Below are 19,879 nucleotides of genomic sequence, written 5' to 3' on the forward strand. Positions count from 1 at the left end.
GCCAGCAGCTGGCAAGACAGGGGTAATCAGGAGCGGTAGTCCGCATTGATGGTGACGTATTCGTGGCTGAAATCGCAGGTCCACACCGTGTCCGCCGCACCGCCGCGGCCCAGCAGCACACGCACGGTGATTTCGCTTTGCTTCATCACGCGCTGGCCGTCTTCCTCGCGGTAGGCGGGGTTGCGCCCGCCATGCACCGCCACATGCACGTCGTCCAGGTAGAGATCGATGCCGGTCTGGTCCAGGTCTTCGATGCCCGCGTAGCCCACTGCCGCCAGGATGCGGCCCAGGTTGGGATCGCTGGCGAAGAACGCCGTCTTGACCAGCGGCGAATGGGCGATGGCATAGGCCACCTTGCGGCACTCCTCGCCTGTCTTGCCACCTTCGACACGCACGGTGATGAACTTGGTGGCGCCTTCACCGTCGCGCACGATGGCCTGGGCCAGCTTTTGCGCCACGCCCAGCATGGCCGCCTTCAGGGCCTGACCCTCGACGCTGGCCAGCGTGGTGACTGGGCTGTGCGCCGCCTTGTTGGTGGCCACCACCACGAACGAATCGTTGGTGGAGGTGTCGCCGTCGATGGTGACGCGGTTGAACGAGCCATCGGCCAGTTCGCGCGCCAGCTGCTGCATCACGGCAGGCGCAACGCAGGCGTCCGTGGCCAGAAAGCCCAGCATGGTGGCCATGTTGGGGCGAATCATGCCCGCGCCCTTGCTGATGCCGGTGATGGACACGGTGACCCCACCGATCTGCACCTGGGCCGAGAAGGCCTTGGGCAGGGTGTCGGTGGTCATGATGCCCTCGGCCGCGCGCGCCCAGTGGCCGGGCTGCGCATCGGCAATGGCAGCGGGCAGACCGGCTTCAATGCGGTCGTTGGGCAGCGGCTCCATGATCACGCCGGTGGAGAACGGCAGGATCTGCTCGGGCGCCACGCTCAGCTGGCGTGCCAGCGCTATGCAGGTGGATCGTGCGCGCGCGAGGCCGTCGGCACCGGTGCCCGCGTTGGCGTTGCCCGTGTTGATGACCATGGCGCGGATGGATTGACCGCTGCCCAGATGCTCGCGGCTGATCTGCACCGGGGCCGCGCAAAATCGGTTCTGCGTGAACACGCCAGCCACGCTGGCGCCTTCGTCCAGCAGGAACACGGTGAGGTCCTTGCGGCTGGCTTTGCGGATACCGGCTTCGGCAACGCCGATACGGACGCCGGCAATCGGGTGCAGATCGGCGGCAACGGGGGCAAGTAGATTGACGGGCATGGTGGTCTTTCTCAAAAACTGCGTTGGATTATCCGGAAAACCGTGGCGCGCAAATGAAGACACGGGCCGCGGCCCGTGTCGTTTGGTTCCATTCAATCAGGCCAGCTTGCCGTGGCACTGCTTGTACTTCTTGCCACTGCCGCAAGGGCAGGGATCATTGCGCCCCACGCGAACGCCTTGCGGCAAGGCCTGGCCCACCGTCTGGGCATCGACCGTGGTCTCCGCCTCCCCCGTTTCGGTGGGCGCCGTGTAGGTTACGTTGGCGATGCTTTCGGCACGGCTTTCCATGTCCTGTGCGGCCTGGTCCAGTTGCGCTGGCGACTGCACCTGCACGGTCATGAGGATCTTGGTGACTTCGTTCTTGACCTGGTCGATGAGCTGGCGGAACAGCTCGAACGCCTCGCGCTTGTATTCCTGCTTGGGCTGCTTTTGCGCATAGCCGCGCAGGTGGATGCCCTGGCGCAGGTAGTCAAGCGCGCTCAGGTGGTCGCGCCAGTTGGAGTCAAAACTCTGCAGCAGCACCACGCGTTCGAACTGGGTGAAGTTGTCGCGCCCCACCTGCTCGATCTTGGCGTCGAACGACGCATGCGCGGCCTGCAGCACCTTGTCCAGAATCTCGTCGTCGGTGATGCTGTGCGCGCCCTCCACTTCCTTCTGCAGCGCAATCGAGACCTGCCATTCGTCGGCCAGGACCTTTTCGAGGGCTGGCAGGTTCCACTGTTCCTCCACCGACTCCGCGGGAACATACTGGCGCACCAGATCGGTCATGCAGTCCTCGCGCATGGCGGCAATCACGTCGGACAGTTCGGTGGCATCAAGGATGTCGTTGCGCTGCTGGTAGATGACCTTGCGCTGGTCGTTGGCCACATCGTCGTACTCCAGCAATTGCTTGCGGATGTCGAAGTTGCGGGCCTCGACCTTGCGCTGGGCCGACTCGATGCTGCGCGTGACAATGCCCGCCTCGATGGCCTCGCCATCAGGCATCTTCAGGCGGTCCATGATGGCCTTGACGCGGTCGCCCGCGAAGATGCGCATCAGCGAATCGTCAAGGCTCAGGTAAAAGCGCGAGGAACCCGGGTCGCCCTGGCGACCCGAACGGCCCCGCAATTGGTTGTCGATGCGGCGTGACTCATGGCGCTCCGTGGCGATGATGCGCAGGCCGCCCAGTTCTTTCACCTTCTCGTGGTCACGCGCCCATTCGGCGCGCACTTCGGCGATGCGGGCCTGCCGGGTGGCTTCGTCCAGTGTCTCGTCCGCCTCCACGGCAGCCACCAGCTTTTCGATGTTGCCCCCCAGCACGATGTCGGTGCCGCGGCCCGCCATGTTGGTGGCAATGGTGATCATGCCGGCGCGTCCGGCCTGGGCCACAATGTCCGCCTCGCGGGCATGCTGCTTGGCATTGAGCACCTGGTGGGGCAGGTTTTCCTTGTTCAGAAGCTGGTCGATGATCTCGGAGTTCTCGATCGACGTGGTGCCTACCAGCACGGGCTGGCCGCGCTCATGGCACTCGCGGATGTCCTTGATGGCCGCCTCGTATTTCTCGCGCGTGGTCTTGTACACGCGGTCGAGCTGGTCATCGCGCCGGCTGGGGCGGTTGGGTGGAATGACCACGGTTTCCAGGCCGTAGATTTCCTGGAACTCATAGGCTTCGGTGTCGGCCGTTCCGGTCATCCCGGCGAGCTTGCTGTACAGGCGGAAGTAGTTCTGGAACGTGATGGACGCCAGCGTCTGGTTCTCGGCCTGGATGGCCACGCCCTCCTTGGCTTCCACGGCCTGGTGCAGGCCTTCGCTCCAGCGGCGGCCCGACATCAGGCGGCCGGTGAACTCGTCCACGATGACGATCTCACCGTTCTGCACCACATAGTGCTGGTCGCGGTGGTACAGGTGGTTGGCCCGCAGCGCCGCATACAGGTGGTGCATCAGCGTGATGTTGGCCGGGTCGTACACCGACGCGCCTTCGGCGATCAGGCCCTGGGCAGCCAGGATGCGCTCGGCGCTTTCATGGCCCTGCTCGGTCAGGAATACCTGGTGGGTTTTTTCGTCCAGCGTGAAATCGCCGGGTTTGGTCACACCCTCGCCCGTGCGCGGATCGGCTTCGCCTTCCTGGCGCACCAGCAATGGCACCACCTTGTTCATGGCGATGTACATCGCCGTATGGTCCTCGGCCTGGCCGCTGATGATGAGCGGCGTGCGCGCCTCGTCGATCAGGATGGAGTCCACCTCGTCCACGATGGCGAAGTTGAGGCCATGCTGCACGCGGTCCCGTGCCTCATAGACCATGTTGTCGCGCAGGTAGTCGAACCCATATTCGTTGTTGGTACCGTAGGTGATGTCTGCAGCGTAGGCGGCCTGCTTTTCTTCGCGCGGCATGTTGGGCAGATTGATGCCCACCGTCAGCCCCAGGAAGTTGTAGAGGCGACCCATCCACATGGCATCCCGGTTGGCCAGGTAGTCGTTCACCGTGACCACGTGAACGCCCTTGCCTGACAGTGCATTCAGGTAGACCGGCAAGGTTGCGGTGAGGGTCTTGCCCTCACCCGTGCGCATTTCCGCGATTTTCCCGTAGTGCAACGCCATGCCACCGAGCAGCTGCACATCGAAATGGCGCATCTTCATGATGCGCTTGGAGCCCTCTCGCACCACGGCGAATGCCTCCGGCAACATGTCGTCAAGCGACTCACCCTTGGCCACACGCTCCTTGAACTCCAGCGTCTTGGCGCGCAGCGCGTCATCGGTCAGCTTCTCATAGTCGGGCTCCATCGCATTGATGCGAGCAACCGTTTTGCGATATTGCTTGAGGAGCCGGTCATTGCGGCTGCCGAATAATTTGGTAAGGAAGTTGGTGGCCATGCGAACAGGACCGCCTGACATGCGCCGAAAAGCATGTGAGGCGACCGAAACCCCTAAGATGAATTGATTTCAGGTGGGTCGGCTGCCCCCGATTGCAAGCACTGCAATGCCAGGCAACAAACTCCGGACCGATGATTTTACCTGCCTGCTGCCGAGGCCCCCGGCACCGCAGCAGAAGGCGCTGCGTGGGCACCTGCGACCGGGGTGCAGGGATCCATTGCACCCACATCGGAAATTCCCGACGCACCCGAAAAGCCACCCCGATTCCAAGCACCAGCGGGCCAACGGGTTGAACGACAACGCGCGCACCAGGCGTCCGCGATAATCCGATGCCGTCCCGCCCTGCCCGGCTCCATCACACCATCCCCATGAATCGCCGCCACTACGCCATCACACTGCAGCAAGCCAGCGAGGACTCCCCGACGCTGGCCAAGCTGGCGGCGCTCACACGAGATTCCAGTGAACGGCTTCAGGCGATTGAACGGCTGATCCCTTCAGCCCTGCGCTCGACGGTGCAAGCAGGCCCCATCGATGGAGGCAACTGGTGTCTGCTGGTGAAAAGCAACGCTGCGGCGGCAAAAATACGCCAGTTGCTGCCGGCGTTGCTGGCGCACTTGCGCAGCCGGGGGTGGGAGGTGGACTCCATTCGCCTCAAGATTCAGGCCTGATACGGTGTTGGCACCTGCTCATACCAACAGATATGCCAACAAAAATGCTGGCTTTGATGGCATCTGACGGAACGTCTTGGAACAAGAAAAAGCCCGCAACGCTATGATGCGTGCGGGCTTTGGGGCTTCTCGGGATTTCCTGAAACCCTTGTGTGGTGCCGATTGTCGGAATCGAACTGACGACCTACCGCTTACAAGGCGGTTGCTCTACCAACTGAGCTAAATCGGCGAAGGCCGCATTTTATCCTGCAAAAACAGCGTCTCTTGCGATGTGTGGTGGCTATTTGATGCGCTTGAGAGAGGGACGCACACTTCTGCCCGAGGTGCGCGGGGGATGGGGATCGTCGCCACCCTCTTCGGCGGGCATGCCATCGCCGGGCACCAGTTGCACCACACGGTCTTCGGCATCCTCGCCCGGCACTGGCGGGGGCACAGCAGTTGGAACAAGGCCTCCGTCGAGTACGGCAGCATCCACGTCCACCGGTGCAGGAAATGCCATGCCTTGCCCATTCTCACGCGCATAAATGGCAATCACCCGCCCCACGGGCACCAGGATCTCACGCGGCTTGCCGCCAAAGCGTGCCTTGAACTCGATGAAGTCGTTGCCCAGCCGCAAGGAGCTCGTCGCGTCATAGCTGATGTTCAGGACAATTTCGCCATCCTTCACATATTCACGCGGTACCTGAACGGACCCATCCACACGCACCGCCACGTAGGGTGTGAACCCGTTGTCGGTGCACCACTCATAAAGCGCCCTGATCAGGTAAGGGCGTGTGGAGGTGGAGTCCTGGGCATTCATGGTGTCGCTACGGTGCAAGTGTCGGTACAAGCAGATGGGCTTACTTGCGCATCACCTTCTCAGATGGCGTGAGCGCCTCAATGTAGGCAGGACGCGAGAAAATCCGCTCTGCATATTTGAGCAATGGCGCCGCGTTCTTGCTGAGATCGATGCCGTAGTAATCCAGGCGCCACAGCAGTGGAGCAATGGCGACATCGAGCATCGAGAAGTTGTCACCCAGCATGTATTTGTTCTTGAGGAACACGGGGGCCAGCTGCGTCAGGCGGTCACGGATGTGGGCGCGGGCCTTTTCCAGCGCCTTTTCGTTGCCCTTGGTGGCGCGCGACTCCAGGATGTTCACATGCACGAACAATTCCTTCTCGAAGTTGAGCAGGAACAGGCGCACGCGGGCACGGTCCACAGGGTCACCCGGCATCAGCTGAGGGTGGGGAAACCGCTCGTCGATGTACTCGTTGATGATGTTCGACTCGTACAGGATCAGGTCACGCTCCACCAGGATTGGCACCTGACCATAGGGATTCATCACGCTGATGTCTTCGGGCTTGTTGTACAGGTCCACATCGCGGATCTCGAAATCCATGCCTTTTTCAAACAGGACAAAGCGGCAGCGGTGGGAGAAGGGACAGGTCGTACCCGAATAAAGCACCATCATGGTGGGAGGCTCCTAAAAATCAAAAGAGTGGGACGCAAAAAGCGCCCACTCTGTAAAGTTCCGCCGCGCCAGCGGGCGCGCGGTCAGCGGATCCGAGGTTTACTTGACGTCTTTCCAGAAGGCTGCGTTCAGCCTCCAGGCGATGACCGTGAAGAAGCCCAGGAAAATCAGTACCCACACGCCCACCCGCACGCGGGTATTTTGTGCCGGCTCGCCCATCCACTGCAGGTAGTTCACGAGGTCGCCAATGGCTTGGTCATACTGCAGGGGCGTCATGGTACCGGGAGTGATTTGCTCCCAGCCCTTGAAGATCTGAGTCGTCTGTCCATGGCTCTCATGCGCCTCGAACACGGGACGGCGGTCGCCTTGCAACTCCCACAACACATGGGGCATGCCCACATTCTGGAACAACAAATTATTCCAGCCGGTCGCCTTGGCTTCATCACGATAGAACGTGCGCAGGAACGTGTAAAGGTAGTCCGCACCCGTGCCACCGTGGCCTGCACGCGAGCGTGCGATCACGGTCAGATCGGGTGGGTTGGCACCGAACCATTCCTTGGCCTGCTTGGGATCGATGGAGGCCTTCATGGTCTCACCGATTTTTTCCGTGGTGAACAGCAGGTTGTCCTTGATCTGCTGATCGGTCAGGCCAATGTCACGCAGGCGGTTGAAACGCATGAACGCGGCCGAGTGGCAGCTCAGGCAATAGTTCACAAACACCTTGGCGCCGTTTTGCAGCGAAGCCAGGTCGTTGGTCTTGTTGGGAGCCTTGTCCCAGGCAATGGTGCTGCCACCGGCGGCATGCGCAGCACCGGCTGCCAAGCCCAGTGCAGCAACCAGCGTGAGGATGAGTTTCTTCATTGTTGTTATCTCCAGGGCTCAATGCGCAGTGAAGTTGACACGGTCAGGCACTGGCTTGGTTGCACCGATACGGCTCCACCAGGGCATCAGCAGGAAGAAACCGAAATAGAACAGCGTGCCCACCTGCGAAACGCGCTCACCCACGGGCGATGGCGGCTGCACGCCCAGGTACCCCAGAATCAGGAAGTTGACCACGAAGACGGCATACAGATACTTGTGCCAGTTGGGGCGATAGCGGATGGACTTCACTTCACAGGCGTCCAGCCATGGCAGGAAGAACAGGATGATCACGGCCCCGCCCATCACCACCACGCCCCAGAACTTGGCATCGATCGCCAGCATGAGCAGCACCGCAATCACGGCGGCAATCACAATGCCACCCTTGAGGAATCCAGGCAGCCGGGCCTTGACCACGCCGAAGAAAGCGCCCGCCAGCACGCAGGCGATCAGCGCATACATCATCTCGCTGGTGATGGCACGCAGCATGGAGTAGAACGGCGTGAAATACCAGACAGGTGCAATGTGCAGCGGCGTCACCAGCGGATCTGCCGGGATGAAATTGTTGTACTCCAGGAAATAGCCACCGAACTCGGGTGCAAAAAACACCACTGCCGTGAAAGCCATGAGGAACATGCTCAGCGCGAAGATGTCATGCACCGTGTAGTAGGGATGGAACGGCACGCCGTCGAGCGGTTTGCCCTTGGCATCCTTGGGCGCGTTGGGCGCCTTGATTTCCACGCCATCGGGGTTGTTGGACCCCACATCGTGCAAGGCCAGCAAGTGGGCTACCACCAAGCCGAGCAGCACCAGCGGCACAGCAATCACGTGGAAGCTGAAGAAGCGGTTGAGCGTCGCATCGCCGACCACATAGTCGCCACGAATCAGCAGTGCCAGGTCAGGACCAACGAAAGGAATGGCGGCAAACAGGTTGACGATCACCTGCGCACCCCAGTACGACATCTGCCCCCAGGGCAGCAGGTAGCCCATGAAGGCTTCAGCCATGAGCGCCAGGAAAATCGCGCAGCCAAAGATCCAAACCAGTTCACGCGGTTTGCGGTAGCTGCCATAGATCAGGCCACGGAACATGTGCAGGTAGACGACGATGAAGAACGCCGAGGCCCCCGTAGAGTGCATGTAGCGGATCAGCCAGCCCCAGGGCACATCACGCATGATGTACTCGACCGATGCAAACGCCAGCGCTGCATCTGGCTTGTAGTGCATCACCAGGAAGATCCCGGTGACGATCTGGATCACCAGCACCACCAGTGCCAGCGAGCCAAAGACGTACCAGAAGTTGAAGTTCTTCGGAGCGTAGTACTCCGACATGTGCACGCGGTAGGCATCGAACGCCGTTGGAAAACGGTTTTCGAACCAGTTCGTGACCTTGGCACCGGTCGAGGCGTTGGGGGAGATTTCTTTGAATTCGTGGGCCATGTAGTACTCCTTCAGGCCTTCTTGTCTTCGCCGATGACCAGACGTGTATCCGAGAGATACATGTGCGGCGGCACCTCAAGGTTGTCAGGCGCGGGCTTGTTCTTGAACACACGGCCGGCCAAATCAAACGTGGAGCCATGGCAGGCGCAGAGGAAGCCGCCATGCCAGTCATCCGGCAGGGACGGCTGAGGACCGGCCTGGAACTTGTCCCCGGGCGAGCAACCCAGATGCGTGCAGATGCCCACGCCAACGAATACCTCGGGTTTGATCGAGCGGTGCTGGTTCTTGGCGTACTCCGGGGTGGGATAAGCCTTGCGATCCGACTTGGGATCAGCCAGCTGGGGCTCGGTCTGTGCGAGGGATTCCAGCTGCTCGGCGGTGCGCTTCATGATCCACACGGGTTTGCCGCGCCACTCCACGGTGATTTTTTCTCCGGGTTTGAGGGCGGAGATGTCCACCTCGACGGCGGCACCTGCGGCCTTGGCTCGCTCGGAGGGCTGGAAAGAACTCACGAAAGGTACGGCAGCTGCCACGCCGCCCACCGCACCAGCGCAGGCAGACGTGATGATCCACGTCCGCTTGCTGGAGTCGATTGGAGTGTCACTCATGGGGATCCTCGATGAACATCGCTAGATTGGGGTCAACGTCGAATTGTAGCGGAGTGAAAATGGGCAATTCAATGTGCAGGCCCGCCTTGACAGGCCTGTGAACTGAGCAATACTTGCGCATCCGCAATTAATCGAGAAATAACCATGGGCATGATGCAAGAGTTCCGCGAGTTTGCGATCAAGGGCAACGTGATCGACCTGGCCGTCGGCGTGATCATCGGTGGCGCTTTCGGCAAGATTGTCGATTCGGTGGTTTCCGACCTGATCCTGCCCCTGGTGGGCCTGGTGTTTGGCAAGCTCGATTTTTCCAACATGTTCATCGCGCTGGGCGAGGTTCCGGCGGGTACGGCGCAGACGCTGGATGCCATCAAGAAGGCCGGTGTCCCGGTATTCGCTTACGGCAACTTCATCACCGTGGCGGTGAATTTCCTGATCCTTGCGTTCATCATCTTCATCATGGTCAAGCAGATCAACCGCCTCAAGCGCGAAGCGCCCGCAGCGCCAGAAGCCCCTGCGGCACCCGCTGAAGACATCGTTCTGCTGCGCGAAATCCGCGACAGCCTCAAGCGCTGAAACGCGTTCATGGGCACGCGGCGCCCTTGCCGCTCCACCATTGCCAGCGCCCTCAGCACCTGCTGAGGGCGTTTGTTTTTTATTGAACCATCTGGCGCGCAACCCGGACCGCCTCCACCAGGCTTGCAGCATCGGCAACACCCTGGCCGGCAATGTCGAAAGCGGTGCCGTGGTCTGGACTGGTGCGCACCAGCGGCAGGCCCAGCGTCACGTTCACCCCCTTGTCCACCCCCAGATATTTCACGGGGATCAAGCCCTGATCGTGGTACATGGCCAGCACCACATCGAACTCCCCGGCATGCTGCGGCGCATGGCGCGCGCGCATGAACACCGTGTCGGGCGCCAACGGGCCATGTACATCCATGCCCAGCGCACGCGCATCGGCGACGGCGGGCACGATGCTGTCGATTTCCTCGCGCCCGAACAAGCCCCCTTCGCCGGCGTGCGGATTGAGGCCCGCCACCGCCATGCGCGGCGCACGCCCCAGGCTTCGCAGCAACGCGGCGTGGGTGATCTGCAGGGTCTGCAAGACGTTGCCTCGTGTCACGGCCGCAATGGCGTCGCGCAGCGACAGGTGGATGCTGACCAGCACCGTGCGCAGTTCGTCACTGGCCAGCATCATGCGCACCGGCATGGCAGCCAGCGGCACGCCCTGATGGGCCGCCGCCTCGGCCTGCAGCAACTCGGTATGGCCGGGAAAGGCAAGCCCCGCGGCAGACAGCGCCTCCTTGTGCAATGGCGCCGTCACCAGGGCCGCAATGCGGCCCTGCAGGGCGGCTCGCGCTGCCCACACCACGCAGTCGGCGGCAGCACGGCCGGCCGCGGCACTCACCTGGCCCCACGGCACGGGGCCAGGCAAGCCAGGCAGTTGCAGCACCGGCATGCAGCGCGATGGCGCCTGCCAGGCCTCATCGGGCGAGGCGATCAGCGCCACCGGCAACTCCGGCACACCGGGGCGCACGATGCACTGCGCAGCGCGGCGCAGGGTCGCCAGATCGCCCACCGCAAAGCAGCCGCGCAGCACGTCGGGAGCGTCGCGAAAGGCCTTGGCAACGATTTCGGGGCCGATACCGGCCGGGTCCCCCTGGGTGATGGCAATGGTTTGCATGATGAAAGTTTGGGTCAAATCAGCCGCCAGTGCCCTTCAGTAAAGCACCAGAAGCTATCAAGTAAATAGCATGAAGCATGGGGCACCACACTCCGCTTACGCCGGGTTGTCAATCTCGATGAAATGGTGCTCCACCCCCAACTGCTGCGCCACCCGCGCGGCAGCGGCAGGGGCACCATAGCGCTCGGTGGCATGGTGGCCTGCGGCAATGAAGGCCACACCCGTTTCCCGCGCCAGGTGGGCCTGGGGCTCCGAGATTTCGCCGGTGATGAAGGCATCAGCCCCTGCGGCAATGGCCGATTCGAAATAGCCCTGCGCCCCGCCCGTGCACCAGGCCACACGCTGGATGCGCCGCGCCGCGGGCTGCACCAGCGTCACGGGACGGCCCAGCGCCCGGGCCACATGGTCTGCCAGCGCCTGCGCGCCATCCAGCGCGGCCGGCCCGGCAAAGCCCAGGTCCTGCTCACCAAAGCGCTGGTCGGCCGTCCAGCCCAGCACCCGCCCCAGCTGCGCGTTGTTGCCCACTTCGGGGTGCGCATCGAGCGGCAGGTGGTAGGCAAACAAGTTGATGTCATGCGCCAGCAGCAGGCGCAGGCGTTCGCGCATCCAGCCAGTAATGCGGCCATCCTGCCCGCGCCAGAACAGGCCGTGGTGCACAAAAATGGCGTCGGCCCGGCGCGCAATGGCGGCTTCGATCAACGCCCGGCTGGCCGTCACGCCGCTCACGATGCAGGCAATATCGGCTTTGCCCTCGACCTGCAGGCCATTGGGGCCGTAGTCCTTGAAACGCTCGGGTTGCAGCAGGCTGTCAAATGCCTGCACGAGTGTGGTGCGGGAAATGCTCATCACGGTATTGTCACCGCCGCCCGCACGCCATGGCGCTGGTCTTGGCGGCAAGAAACATCCATTCTTTGGCCACGCCAAAGGTGCGCTGCCGGCAGCGCTGCCGCCAGCACAATGCCGCAGACGCGCCCACGGCCGTCGCCCCGGGATTGGGTGATTCGGCCAGGCCCAAGTGGGTTTACACCATGCGCAACACGGCAACAACGGTGAATAAAATTTCACGATCACTCCTCTCGCAAAGCAGAGAACCGCCCTCACAACTGAAGGCAGCCGTGCGCAGGAAACTGACCGTTCAGCGACAATCATCGGCGGTCCGCCAACAATGTGGACACGGCTTTCCCGGCACCCACTCCCAGAGTCACTCAAAACACCATGAAGCGCATTTGGCTCCTCTTTTCCCAGTCCGTGACGGTGCTCGTTGCCGCCTACTTTGTTGTCGCCACCCTGCAGCCGGACTGGCTGGGCCGGGGCACTACGCGCTCGGGTGCAGGCATTGCGCTGCTCGAGGCGCCCGCCACAAGTTCCGCGCAACCGGAACCGGGAAGCCTCAGCAGCGCCGCCCGCAAAGCCGCGCCTGCCGTGGTCAGCATCAACACCAGCAAGGAAGTGCGGCACCCGCGCAGCAACGATCCGTGGTTCCAGTTCTTCTTTGGCGACCAGGGCAGCCAGTCCCAGACCGGACTGGGCAGCGGTGTGATCATCAGCCCCGACGGCTACATCCTCACCAACAACCATGTGGTCGAGGGCGCCGACGAGATCGAGGTCACGCTCACCGACAGTCGCCGTGCCCGGGCCACCGTGATCGGCACTGACCCCGACACCGATCTGGCCATTCTCAAGGTGGAACTCGACAAGCTGCCCGTCATCGTGCTGGGCAACTCCGACCAGGTCGCCGTGGGCGACCGGGTGCTGGCCATCGGCAATCCCTTTGGCGTGGGCCAGACGGTGACCAGCGGCATCATCAGCGCGCTGGGCCGCAGCCAGCTGGGCATCAACACCTTCGAGAATTTCATTCAGACCGATGCAGCCATCAACCCCGGCAACTCGGGGGGAGCGCTGGTGGACGTCAATGGCAACCTGCTGGGCATCAACACGGCCATCTATTCGCGCTCCGGTGGCAGCATGGGCATCGGCTTTGCCATTCCCGTGTCCACCGCCCGGCTGGTGCTCGACGGCATCGTGAAAGACGGTCAGGTGACCCGGGGCTGGATTGGCGTGGAGCCCAACGAACTCTCGCCCGAACTGGCCGAAACCTTTGCCGTGAAAGCCACCGAGGGCGTGATCATCACCGGCGTGCTGCAGGACGGCCCCGCCGCGCAGGCCGGCCTGCGGCCCGGTGACGTGATCGTGCGCGTCGATGGCAAGGCCGTTACCAACGTCTCCGAATTGCTCACGGCCGTGGCGGCCCTCAAGCCCGGCACCGCCACACCCTTCGCAGTGCAGCGCGGCGATGCCATGGTGGATCTGAAGGTCACCCCCGGCATTCGTCCCCGGCCGCAGCGTGCCGTGAAGCGCTGACAAGGCGCTGCGGAAGCGCTGGCGCTACTGGCCATCGGTGTATGGGTGTTGCCGCACACGCGCTGATGCTCCCAAAAATAGCTTTCAGAGCCTGCTGGTGCAGCGTTGGAAGCTATTTCTGCTTCAGGCCAGCACCGGCATCCGATTGCGCGGCAATCAGGACGAGGAGGATGCCGCCTCTTCGGTGTCTTCGGGTGCCTTGGTGTGCTTGATGAAGATCTGGGCCGCCCAGATACCTACTTCGTAGAGCAGGCACATCGGAATGGCCAATGCCAGCTGGGACACCACATCCGGCGGCGTGACCACGGCCGCGATGATGAACGCGATCACGATGAAATAACCCCGAAAGCTCTTGAGCTTGTCCACACTCACAATGTTCATGCGGGCCAGCACCACTACCGCGATGGGCACCTCGAATGCCATGCCGAACGCCAGGAACATGGTCAGCACGAAGCCGAGGTAGGCCTCGATGTCCGGCGCCGCCGTGATGCTCTTGGGCGCGAAGCCCTGGATAAAGCTGAACACCTGCCCGAAGACGAAGAAGTAGCAAAAAGCCACCCCGATGAAAAACAGCACGGTGCTCGATACCACCAGGGGCAGCACCAGCTTCTTTTCGTGCGAATAGAGGCCAGGCGCCACAAACGCCCACAGTTGCCACAGCACGACAGGCAATGCCAGCAGAAATGCCGACATGAGCAATATCTTGAGCGGCACCATGAAAGGCGAGATCACCGAGGTGGCGATCAGCGTGGCTCCCTTGGGCAGATGGGCCACCAGCGGCGCCGCCAGAAAGTCATAGAGCGCGCCAGGGCCGGGAAAGAAGAACAGCAGCGCTGCCGCCACACCGACGGCGATGATGGCCTTGACCAGGCGGTCGCGCAGCTCCATGAGGTGCTGCACAAACGGCTGCTCGGTGCCGGCCAGTTCGTCTTGGGAGGGGGTTTCGGACATGTTGGAATTTCGCGGGCGTCAGCAACGCCCCCGCTGCGCGGCAGGATGCAGCATCAATGGAATTTCTGTGGCCGGTAGCGCGCAACGCGCGCCGCGCCCGACAGGGCCTTGGTACGTACGCCGCTGCGCGCCTTGTACCACTGGGGCATGGCGCCCTTTTTCAGGCGCCAGTTCTTGCCCGGGTGCCGGTAGGCGGGCACCACGGCGAACGGATCATGCAGGTCGGCACCGGCCGTACCACTGGCCTGGGCCAGGTCCTTTTCGAATTCGCTGGCGCTGGTCTGGATGGATTGCTCCACATCCCGGGCCGCGTTTTCGACCGTGTCCTTCATCTTCTTGAGCTCGTCGAGCTCCATGGACCGGTTCACCTCGGACTTCACGTCCGCCACGTAACGCTGCGCCTTGCCCAGCAAGGCGCCCACCGTGCGGGCAACGCGCGGCAGCTTCTCGGGCCCGATGACAATGAGTGCCACCACGCCAATCAGCGCCATCTTGGACAGGCCAATATCAATCATGGAAGCGCCAGCGCCCGAACTCAGCTCTTTTGCTTGGCTTCGACATCGATGGTGGTCTTGTCGGCGGCGGCCTGGTTGGCTACCTGACCGGCGGGCGGCGTGGCAGCGCTGGTGTCGGGCGAGGAGCCATCCTTCATGCCGTCCTTGAAGCCCTTGACGGCGCCTCCCAGGTCAGAACCCATGTTCTTGAGTTTCTTGGTGCCAAACACCATCACAACGATCAGCAGCACGATCAGCCAGTGCCAGATGGAAAAAGAACCCATGGAATATCTCCTAACGAATTGGAATCATTTTAGACGGCGGCCGCGACAGGAGTTCAAAGCGCCTGTACAGCCCCCAGGGGAAAGGCATTCAGCCCTTGAGCCAGGGGCGCGGACCACCGATCACATGCATGTGCAGATGGTGGATCTCCTGCCCGCCTTCAAGCCCCGTGTTCGCCACGATGCGAAAACCACCCTCTGGATACGGATTGCAGCCCTGCTCCAGGGCCAGGCGCGGCGCCAGCGCCAGCATGCGGCCCAGCAGGCCGGCATGCTCGGGCGTGACCTGCGCCATCGAGGGGATGTGCAGCTTGGGCACCATCAAAAAGTGCACCGGCGCCCAGGGGTGGATGTCATGGAAGGCAAAGATTTCCTCGTCTTCATAGACCTTCTTCGAAGGAATCTGGCCTGCGATGATTTTGCAGAAAAGGCAGTTTGGATCGTGCATGGTGAAAAAGAAGGCTGGCTCAGCGCCCAAAGGCACACGGACAGTTACACATTGTCGGCGATGTTCAGGGAGGGGCGCACACCCACATCGCGGTGGTGCGCTTTCAGCCAGTCCTGGCCTGCCGTGCGCCCGAGCGCGAACAGCTTGCGCACAAAGGCCATGTCCGCGCGCAACTTGCTGTCTGCGCCAAATGGGGCCAGCACCGCCCCGCCGTCAATGCGGTGCATGCGCACATTCTTGTAGCGGCGCGCATCCAGCTTGCCCTCGGCCAGCAGGCGCCGCACGAACTCGATGGCCCGGAGTTCGGCCAGCAGGCTGGCATTGAAGGTCACCTCGTTCATGCGCTCCAGGATTTCGGGGGCCGTGTCGGGCAGCTCGTGGTGCTCGGTCGGATTGATCTGCACCAGCAGGATGTCGGCGGTGTCGGTCTGGTAGATCAGCGGGTGCAGCGCGGGATTGCCGGAATAACCCCCATCCCAGTAGCGTTCGCCCTCGATCTCCACGGCCTTGAACAACAGCGGCAGGCAGGCCGACGCCATCACCGCGTCGGCGCTGAGCCGTGCGCCCGAGAAGATTTCGCCGCGCCCGGTGCGCACATTGGTGGCACACACAAACACCTTGGGGCCGGAGGCGCCCTTGGCGGCGCACAGCAGGTCGAAATCCACCTCGCGCTCCAGCAGCCGGCGCAGGGGGTTGATGTCCAGGGGATTGGTCTGGTAGGGCGACAACCAGCGGTTCATCATGCCCAGCAGCGGGTTGGCGGCTGCCAGCGGCGTGCCCCACATCAGGCTGCCCAGCGTCCCGACGCCTTCCCATAGCCGCGTCAGCGCAGCGCGGGCCAGTTCGCAGCCGGCCGCGTGGGCTTCTTTCGGATCTTTATGCTGCTGGGCCGCCTGCGCAAAACCATGCGCCACCGCCACGGCATTCATGGCTCCGGCGCTGGTGCCGCTGATACCGTCGATCATCAGGCGCCCATCTTCGAGCAGCGCGTCCAGCACGCCCCAGGTCAGCGCGCCATGCGAGCCGCCGCCCTGCAGCGCCAGATTGATGGGCGCCAGCGTGCCGCGCTCAGGCATCGATGGCCTGGCTGTTGTTCATGGTGACCATGCCGCGCACGATGCGGTACAGGAACCAGATGGAGATCAGGCCCCAGGCCACCCAGCCGGGAAAGAAGAACAGCAGCCACAGCGGCGCCGTGACGATGTACAGCACCCCCGCCCACAACACCGTGCGGATGCGCCAGGCAAAGTGGCTGGCCTGCCAGGTGCCCGCGCCCTCGCCCTGTTTCACCAGGTCGATGACCAGCGCGATGATGAGCAGCGCCGCGCCCGGCTGCGCCCCCGGAATGACGGCCCCCACCGCCACGATCAGGTGCAGCACATAGCTGACCCAGCCCCAGGCCTTGAGGCCCTCGGCCTTCTCGTCGTTGGTCTGCACATCGATGATGTCGTTCATGGCGATTTTTCCTGGGCTGCACGCGCAACCGCCTTGCGCAAGGCTTTTTCCTCGATGCCGCTGGTGCCCTCGCGGCGCTCCAGCTCGGCCAGCACATCGGCGGGCGCGAGGCCATAGTGGGCCAGCGCGATCATGGAGTGGAACCACAGGTCGGCCACTTCGTAGACGATTTTGGCCTTGTCGGCGCCGTGGTCCACGTCCTTGGCTGCCATGACCACCTCGGTAGCCTCTTCGCCGATCTTCTTCAGGAACGCATCCGGCCCCTTGTGCAGCAGGCGAGAAACATAGCTCTTTTCCGGGTCGCCGCCGTTGACCGGCTTGCGGCTTTCGATGACGGCAGCCAGACGCGCCAGCGCGTCCTGCGAAGTCGGGGCCAGGGAATCGTTGGAACTCATGGGTGTTATCTGTAGATGGATTCAGGGTCTTTCAAGACCGGCTCGACCGCCTGCCAGGCGCCGTCCTTGAGCACGCTGAAGAAACAGCTGTGGCGGCCCGTGTGGCAGGCAATGCCGGGTTCGTGCCCGAGCTGGGTGATCTTGAGCAGCACCACGTCGTTGTCGCAGTCGAGGCGGATTTCATGCACCGTCTGCACATGGCCCGACTCCTCGCCCTTGAACCACAGTTTTTTGCGCGAGCGGCTGAAGTACACGGCCCGGCCCAGCTCTGCCGTTTTTTGCAGCGCCTCGCGGTTCATCCAGGCAAACATCAGCACGTCGCCCGTACCCTGCTCTTGCGCGATCACGGGCACCAGGCCCTGCGCATCCCACTTCACTTCGTTGAGCCAGTTCATGGGTGCGATTGTCGATGATTTGGGTGACGGCGCGGTGCGCCCACCCAGGCCTTGAAGCCTTTTGAGGCTCTGGCGCTTATATATCAAGCGCAAAAGCTATCAAACAGTGAGCAGATGACGATCACAGACGCACCGGAATCCCGCGCTCTGCCATGTGCTGCTTGGCCTGCAGCACCGTGAACTCGCCGTAGTGGAAGATGCTGGCGGCCAGCACGGCATCGGCGCCGCCGATCTGGATGCCATCGGCCAGATGGTCGAGGTTGCCCACGCCACCCGAGGCAATCACGGGCACGCTGACAGCGTCGCTCACGGCGCGCGTGAGTGCCAGATCAAAGCCCGCCTTGGTGCCGTCGCGGTCCATGCTGGTCAGCAGGATCTCGCCGGCACCGCGCCGCGCCATCTCGCTCGCCCAGGCCACGGCATCCAGGCCGGTGTTCTTGCGCCCACCGTGGCTGTAGACATCCCAGCCGGGGCCCACGGCCCGGCCATCGTGCCCCTGGCGCCGCGCATCGTCTTCGGAGCGGCGCTTGGCATCGATGGCCACCACGATGCACTGCGCGCCGTAGCGGGCCGATGCCGCGCTGATCACGTCGGGATTGGCAATGGCGGCCGAGTTGAAGCTGGTCTTGTCGGCCCCCGCGTTGAGCAGACGGCGCACGTCCTCGACCGTGCGCACGCCCCCGCCCACGGTGAGCGGAATGAAGACCTGGCTGGCCACGGCCTCGATGATGTGCAGGATCAGATCGCGCCCGTCGCTGGTGGCGGTGATGTCCAGAAAGGTGAGCTCGTCCGCCCCCTGGGCGTTGTAGCGCGCGGCGATCTCGACCGGATCGCCCGCATCGCGCAATTCGACAAAGTTGACGCCCTTGACGACACGACCGCCGGTCACGTCAAGGCAGGGGATGATGCGTTTGGCAAGCATAGAGGAAAAGCGCTGTCGGCAAAACTGATTGGGGCGACAAGATACCACGCACGCCACCGCCAGTGCGCGGCGCCACCTTCACCCCAGCGCGCGCGCCACCCCGTTTTGCCAGCGCCACACATCGGCGCACATGCGCTCCACCCCGTGGCGGGCGCGCCAGCCCAGCAGCCGCTCGGCCAGTGCCGGGTCGGCCCAGCACTGCGCCACATCACCCGGCCGCCGCGCCACCATCTGGTAGGGCACGGCACGGCCGCTGGCCTGCTCGAAGCCGCGCACCATCTCCAGCACCGACACCGGCCGCCCGGTGCCCAGGTTCACGGTGAGCAGCCCGGCGTGCTCGCGCAGATAACGCAGGGCGGCCACATGGCCCTCGGCCAGATCGCACACATGGATGTAGTCGCGCACGCCCGTGCCATCGGGCGTGGGGTAGTCGTTGCCATACACGCTCAGGGATGCGCGCTGCCCGGCCGCCACCTGCGCCACATAGGGCATCAGGTTGCCCGGCTCGCCCTGGGGGTCTTCGCCGATGAGCCCGCTCTCGTGCGCGCCCACGGGGTTGAAATAGCGCAGCCGCGCAATGCGCCACTGGCCAGGCTCGGCGTGGTCCACATCCGCCAGCACCTGCTCCATCATGAGCTTGCTCCAACCGTAGGGGTTGGTGGCCGACAGGGGAAAATCCTCGCGGATCGGTACCGTCGCAGGCTCGCCATAGACAGTAGCCGACGAGGAGAACACCAGCGTGTGCACGCCCGCCGCCTGCATGGCGCGCAGCAAGGTCACCGTGCCAGCGACGTTGTTGTCGTAATAACGCAAGGGCTCGCGCACCGATTCCCCCACGGCCTTGAGCGCGGCAAAGTGGATAACCCCCTCGATGGGATGCTGCGCGAACACCCGCGCCAGCCCCTGTGCATCGCGCACATCCCCCTCGATGCACAAGGGCGGCATGCCCGTGATGCGCCCCAGGCGCTCCAGCACCGAGCGGCGGCTGTTGCAAAAATTGTCCAGAATCAGACAGGGAATGCCCGCCTGGGCCAGCGCCACGCAAGTGTGCGAGCCAATAAAGCCGGCGCCGCCGGTTACAAGAATCATCTAAAGCACCACTTCCATGAAACGACGGGAATCGATCGGCCCGTTCTTTGAACCAATGGGATGGACGCCCCCGCCCTAAACGGCATCGAAAGTGCCACAGTGGAGACGTTAGTTATTCCACTTGAACCAGCAGGAGCGTCCACCATGAAGATTACAACCATTGGCATCGATTTGGCCAAGAATGTGTTTCAGGTTCACGGCGTCGATGAGCACGGCAAGACGGTGTTCAACAAACCGCTCAAGCGCGAGCAGATGGCAAGTTTCTTTGTCAATCTGCCC

The 19,879-nt window shown here is 63.0% G+C and carries 22 protein-coding genes, 1 tRNA gene and 1 pseudogene; 4 read left to right on the forward strand and 20 right to left on the reverse strand.

Annotated features, from left to right (window positions below):
- Nucleotides 1-26: 26 nt before the first annotated feature.
- Together argJ and secA are read right to left on the reverse strand one after the other, a co-directional pair.
- A complete protein-coding gene (gene argJ / locus K225_RS0117355; protein ID WP_026437565.1) occupies nucleotides 27-1,256 on the reverse strand; it encodes a bifunctional glutamate N-acetyltransferase/amino-acid acetyltransferase ArgJ in 1,230 nt (409 codons plus the stop codon).
- 96 nt (nucleotides 1,257-1,352) lie between these two features.
- Entirely contained in the window at nucleotides 1,353-4,106 is a 2,754-nt protein-coding gene (gene secA, locus K225_RS0117360) for a preprotein translocase subunit SecA (RefSeq protein WP_026437566.1), read from the reverse strand.
- Between the two features lie 368 nt (nucleotides 4,107-4,474).
- On the opposite strand from secA, the gene K225_RS0117365 reads away from it, so the two are divergent.
- Nucleotides 4,475-4,774 (forward strand): DciA family protein, encoded by a 300-nt coding sequence (locus tag K225_RS0117365; RefSeq protein ID WP_026437567.1) that lies wholly within the window; start codon nucleotides 4,475-4,477, stop codon nucleotides 4,772-4,774.
- Nucleotides 4,775-4,927: 153 nt separating this feature from the next.
- Here the strand turns inward: K225_RS0117365 and K225_RS0117370 are convergent.
- The 6 genes from K225_RS0117370 to petA form a co-directional block, all read right to left on the reverse strand.
- Nucleotides 4,928-5,003: transfer RNA gene (locus tag K225_RS0117370), tRNA-Thr, on the reverse strand.
- Between the two features lie 51 nt (nucleotides 5,004-5,054).
- A complete protein-coding gene (locus tag K225_RS0117375; RefSeq protein WP_026437568.1) occupies nucleotides 5,055-5,573 on the reverse strand; it encodes a ClpXP protease specificity-enhancing factor in 519 nt (172 codons plus the stop codon).
- Between the two features lie 40 nt (nucleotides 5,574-5,613).
- On the reverse strand, nucleotides 5,614-6,225 hold the full coding sequence (locus tag K225_RS0117380; RefSeq protein WP_007854512.1) for a glutathione S-transferase N-terminal domain-containing protein: 612 nt from the start codon (nucleotides 6,223-6,225) through the stop codon (nucleotides 5,614-5,616).
- 99 nt (nucleotides 6,226-6,324) lie between these two features.
- The gene (locus tag K225_RS0117385; protein ID WP_026437569.1) at nucleotides 6,325-7,086 is read right to left on the reverse strand and encodes a cytochrome c1; all 762 of its coding nucleotides are present in this window, start codon (nucleotides 7,084-7,086) and stop codon (nucleotides 6,325-6,327) included.
- A gap of 18 nt (nucleotides 7,087-7,104) precedes the next feature.
- Nucleotides 7,105-8,520 carry a cytochrome b N-terminal domain-containing protein gene (locus K225_RS0117390; protein WP_026437570.1) on the reverse strand — a complete coding sequence of 472 codons (1,416 nt, stop codon included), beginning with the start codon at nucleotides 8,518-8,520 and terminating at the stop codon, nucleotides 7,105-7,107.
- A gap of 11 nt (nucleotides 8,521-8,531) precedes the next feature.
- Complete coding sequence (gene petA / locus K225_RS0117395) at nucleotides 8,532-9,128, reverse strand: ubiquinol-cytochrome c reductase iron-sulfur subunit (protein ID WP_026437571.1); 597 nt, start codon at nucleotides 9,126-9,128, stop codon at nucleotides 8,532-8,534.
- A 144-nt stretch (nucleotides 9,129-9,272) separates the two neighbouring features.
- Between petA and mscL the strand changes: the two genes are divergently transcribed.
- Nucleotides 9,273-9,701, forward strand: a complete 429-nt coding sequence (mscL, locus tag K225_RS0117405) for a large conductance mechanosensitive channel protein MscL (RefSeq protein ID WP_026437572.1) — start codon at nucleotides 9,273-9,275, stop codon at nucleotides 9,699-9,701.
- A 79-nt stretch (nucleotides 9,702-9,780) separates the two neighbouring features.
- On the opposite strand, the gene pdxA is transcribed toward mscL, so the two are convergent.
- Together pdxA and K225_RS0117415 are read right to left on the reverse strand one after the other, a co-directional pair.
- Nucleotides 9,781-10,809 carry a 4-hydroxythreonine-4-phosphate dehydrogenase PdxA gene (gene pdxA, locus K225_RS0117410; RefSeq protein ID WP_026437573.1) on the reverse strand — a complete coding sequence of 343 codons (1,029 nt, stop codon included), beginning with the start codon at nucleotides 10,807-10,809 and terminating at the stop codon, nucleotides 9,781-9,783.
- 96 nt (nucleotides 10,810-10,905) lie between these two features.
- Nucleotides 10,906-11,655 carry a Nif3-like dinuclear metal center hexameric protein gene (locus tag K225_RS0117415; RefSeq protein WP_051249052.1) on the reverse strand — a complete coding sequence of 250 codons (750 nt, stop codon included), beginning with the start codon at nucleotides 11,653-11,655 and terminating at the stop codon, nucleotides 10,906-10,908.
- A gap of 369 nt (nucleotides 11,656-12,024) precedes the next feature.
- Here K225_RS0117415 and K225_RS0117425 point away from each other — a divergent pair, with 369 nt between their 5' ends.
- On the forward strand, nucleotides 12,025-13,170 hold the full coding sequence (locus K225_RS0117425; protein WP_026437575.1) for a S1C family serine protease: 1,146 nt from the start codon (nucleotides 12,025-12,027) through the stop codon (nucleotides 13,168-13,170).
- A 156-nt stretch (nucleotides 13,171-13,326) separates the two neighbouring features.
- On the opposite strand, the gene tatC is transcribed toward K225_RS0117425, so the two are convergent.
- The 10 genes from tatC to galE form a co-directional block, all read right to left on the reverse strand.
- Complete coding sequence (tatC, locus tag K225_RS0117430; RefSeq protein ID WP_026437576.1) at nucleotides 13,327-14,121, reverse strand: twin-arginine translocase subunit TatC; 795 nt, start codon at nucleotides 14,119-14,121, stop codon at nucleotides 13,327-13,329.
- Between the two features lie 53 nt (nucleotides 14,122-14,174).
- On the reverse strand, nucleotides 14,175-14,636 hold the full coding sequence (gene tatB, locus K225_RS0117435; RefSeq protein ID WP_026437577.1) for a Sec-independent protein translocase protein TatB: 462 nt from the start codon (nucleotides 14,634-14,636) through the stop codon (nucleotides 14,175-14,177).
- A 20-nt stretch (nucleotides 14,637-14,656) separates the two neighbouring features.
- On the reverse strand, nucleotides 14,657-14,899 hold the full coding sequence (gene tatA / locus K225_RS0117440; RefSeq protein WP_026437578.1) for a Sec-independent protein translocase subunit TatA: 243 nt from the start codon (nucleotides 14,897-14,899) through the stop codon (nucleotides 14,657-14,659).
- An 88-nt stretch (nucleotides 14,900-14,987) separates the two neighbouring features.
- Nucleotides 14,988-15,344, reverse strand: coding sequence for a histidine triad nucleotide-binding protein (locus K225_RS0117445; protein WP_026437579.1), 357 nt, complete (start codon nucleotides 15,342-15,344; stop codon nucleotides 14,988-14,990).
- A gap of 44 nt (nucleotides 15,345-15,388) precedes the next feature.
- Nucleotides 15,389-16,420 (reverse strand): patatin-like phospholipase family protein, encoded by a 1,032-nt coding sequence (locus K225_RS0117450; protein ID WP_026437580.1) that lies wholly within the window; start codon nucleotides 16,418-16,420, stop codon nucleotides 15,389-15,391.
- The gene (locus K225_RS0117455; RefSeq protein WP_026437581.1) at nucleotides 16,413-16,799 is read right to left on the reverse strand and encodes a membrane protein; all 387 of its coding nucleotides are present in this window, start codon (nucleotides 16,797-16,799) and stop codon (nucleotides 16,413-16,415) included. Before K225_RS0117455 ends, K225_RS0117450 begins: the two co-directional genes overlap by 8 nt.
- Complete coding sequence (locus K225_RS0117460; protein WP_026437582.1) at nucleotides 16,796-17,194, reverse strand: phosphoribosyl-ATP diphosphatase; 399 nt, start codon at nucleotides 17,192-17,194, stop codon at nucleotides 16,796-16,798. Before K225_RS0117460 ends, K225_RS0117455 begins: the two co-directional genes overlap by 4 nt.
- 5 nt (nucleotides 17,195-17,199) lie before the next feature.
- Entirely contained in the window at nucleotides 17,200-17,598 is a 399-nt protein-coding gene (hisI, locus tag K225_RS0117465; RefSeq protein ID WP_202900060.1) for a phosphoribosyl-AMP cyclohydrolase, read from the reverse strand.
- 112 nt (nucleotides 17,599-17,710) lie between these two features.
- Entirely contained in the window at nucleotides 17,711-18,511 is an 801-nt protein-coding gene (hisF, locus tag K225_RS0117470) for an imidazole glycerol phosphate synthase subunit HisF (RefSeq protein ID WP_026437584.1), read from the reverse strand.
- Nucleotides 18,512-18,589: 78 nt separating this feature from the next.
- Nucleotides 18,590-19,600: a UDP-glucose 4-epimerase GalE gene (galE, locus tag K225_RS0117475; RefSeq protein ID WP_026437585.1), complete on the reverse strand. Its 1,011-nt coding sequence runs from the start codon at nucleotides 19,598-19,600 to the stop codon at nucleotides 18,590-18,592.
- A 144-nt stretch (nucleotides 19,601-19,744) separates the two neighbouring features.
- On the opposite strand from galE, the pseudogene K225_RS22300 reads away from it, so the two are divergent.
- A pseudogene (locus tag K225_RS22300) lies at nucleotides 19,745-19,879 on the forward strand (IS110 family transposase); the annotation flags it as partial.

Origin of the sequence: Acidovorax sp. JHL-9 (genome assembly GCF_000426205.1) — a bacterium.
GTDB lineage: Bacteria > Pseudomonadota > Gammaproteobacteria > Burkholderiales > Burkholderiaceae_C > Acidovorax > Acidovorax soli.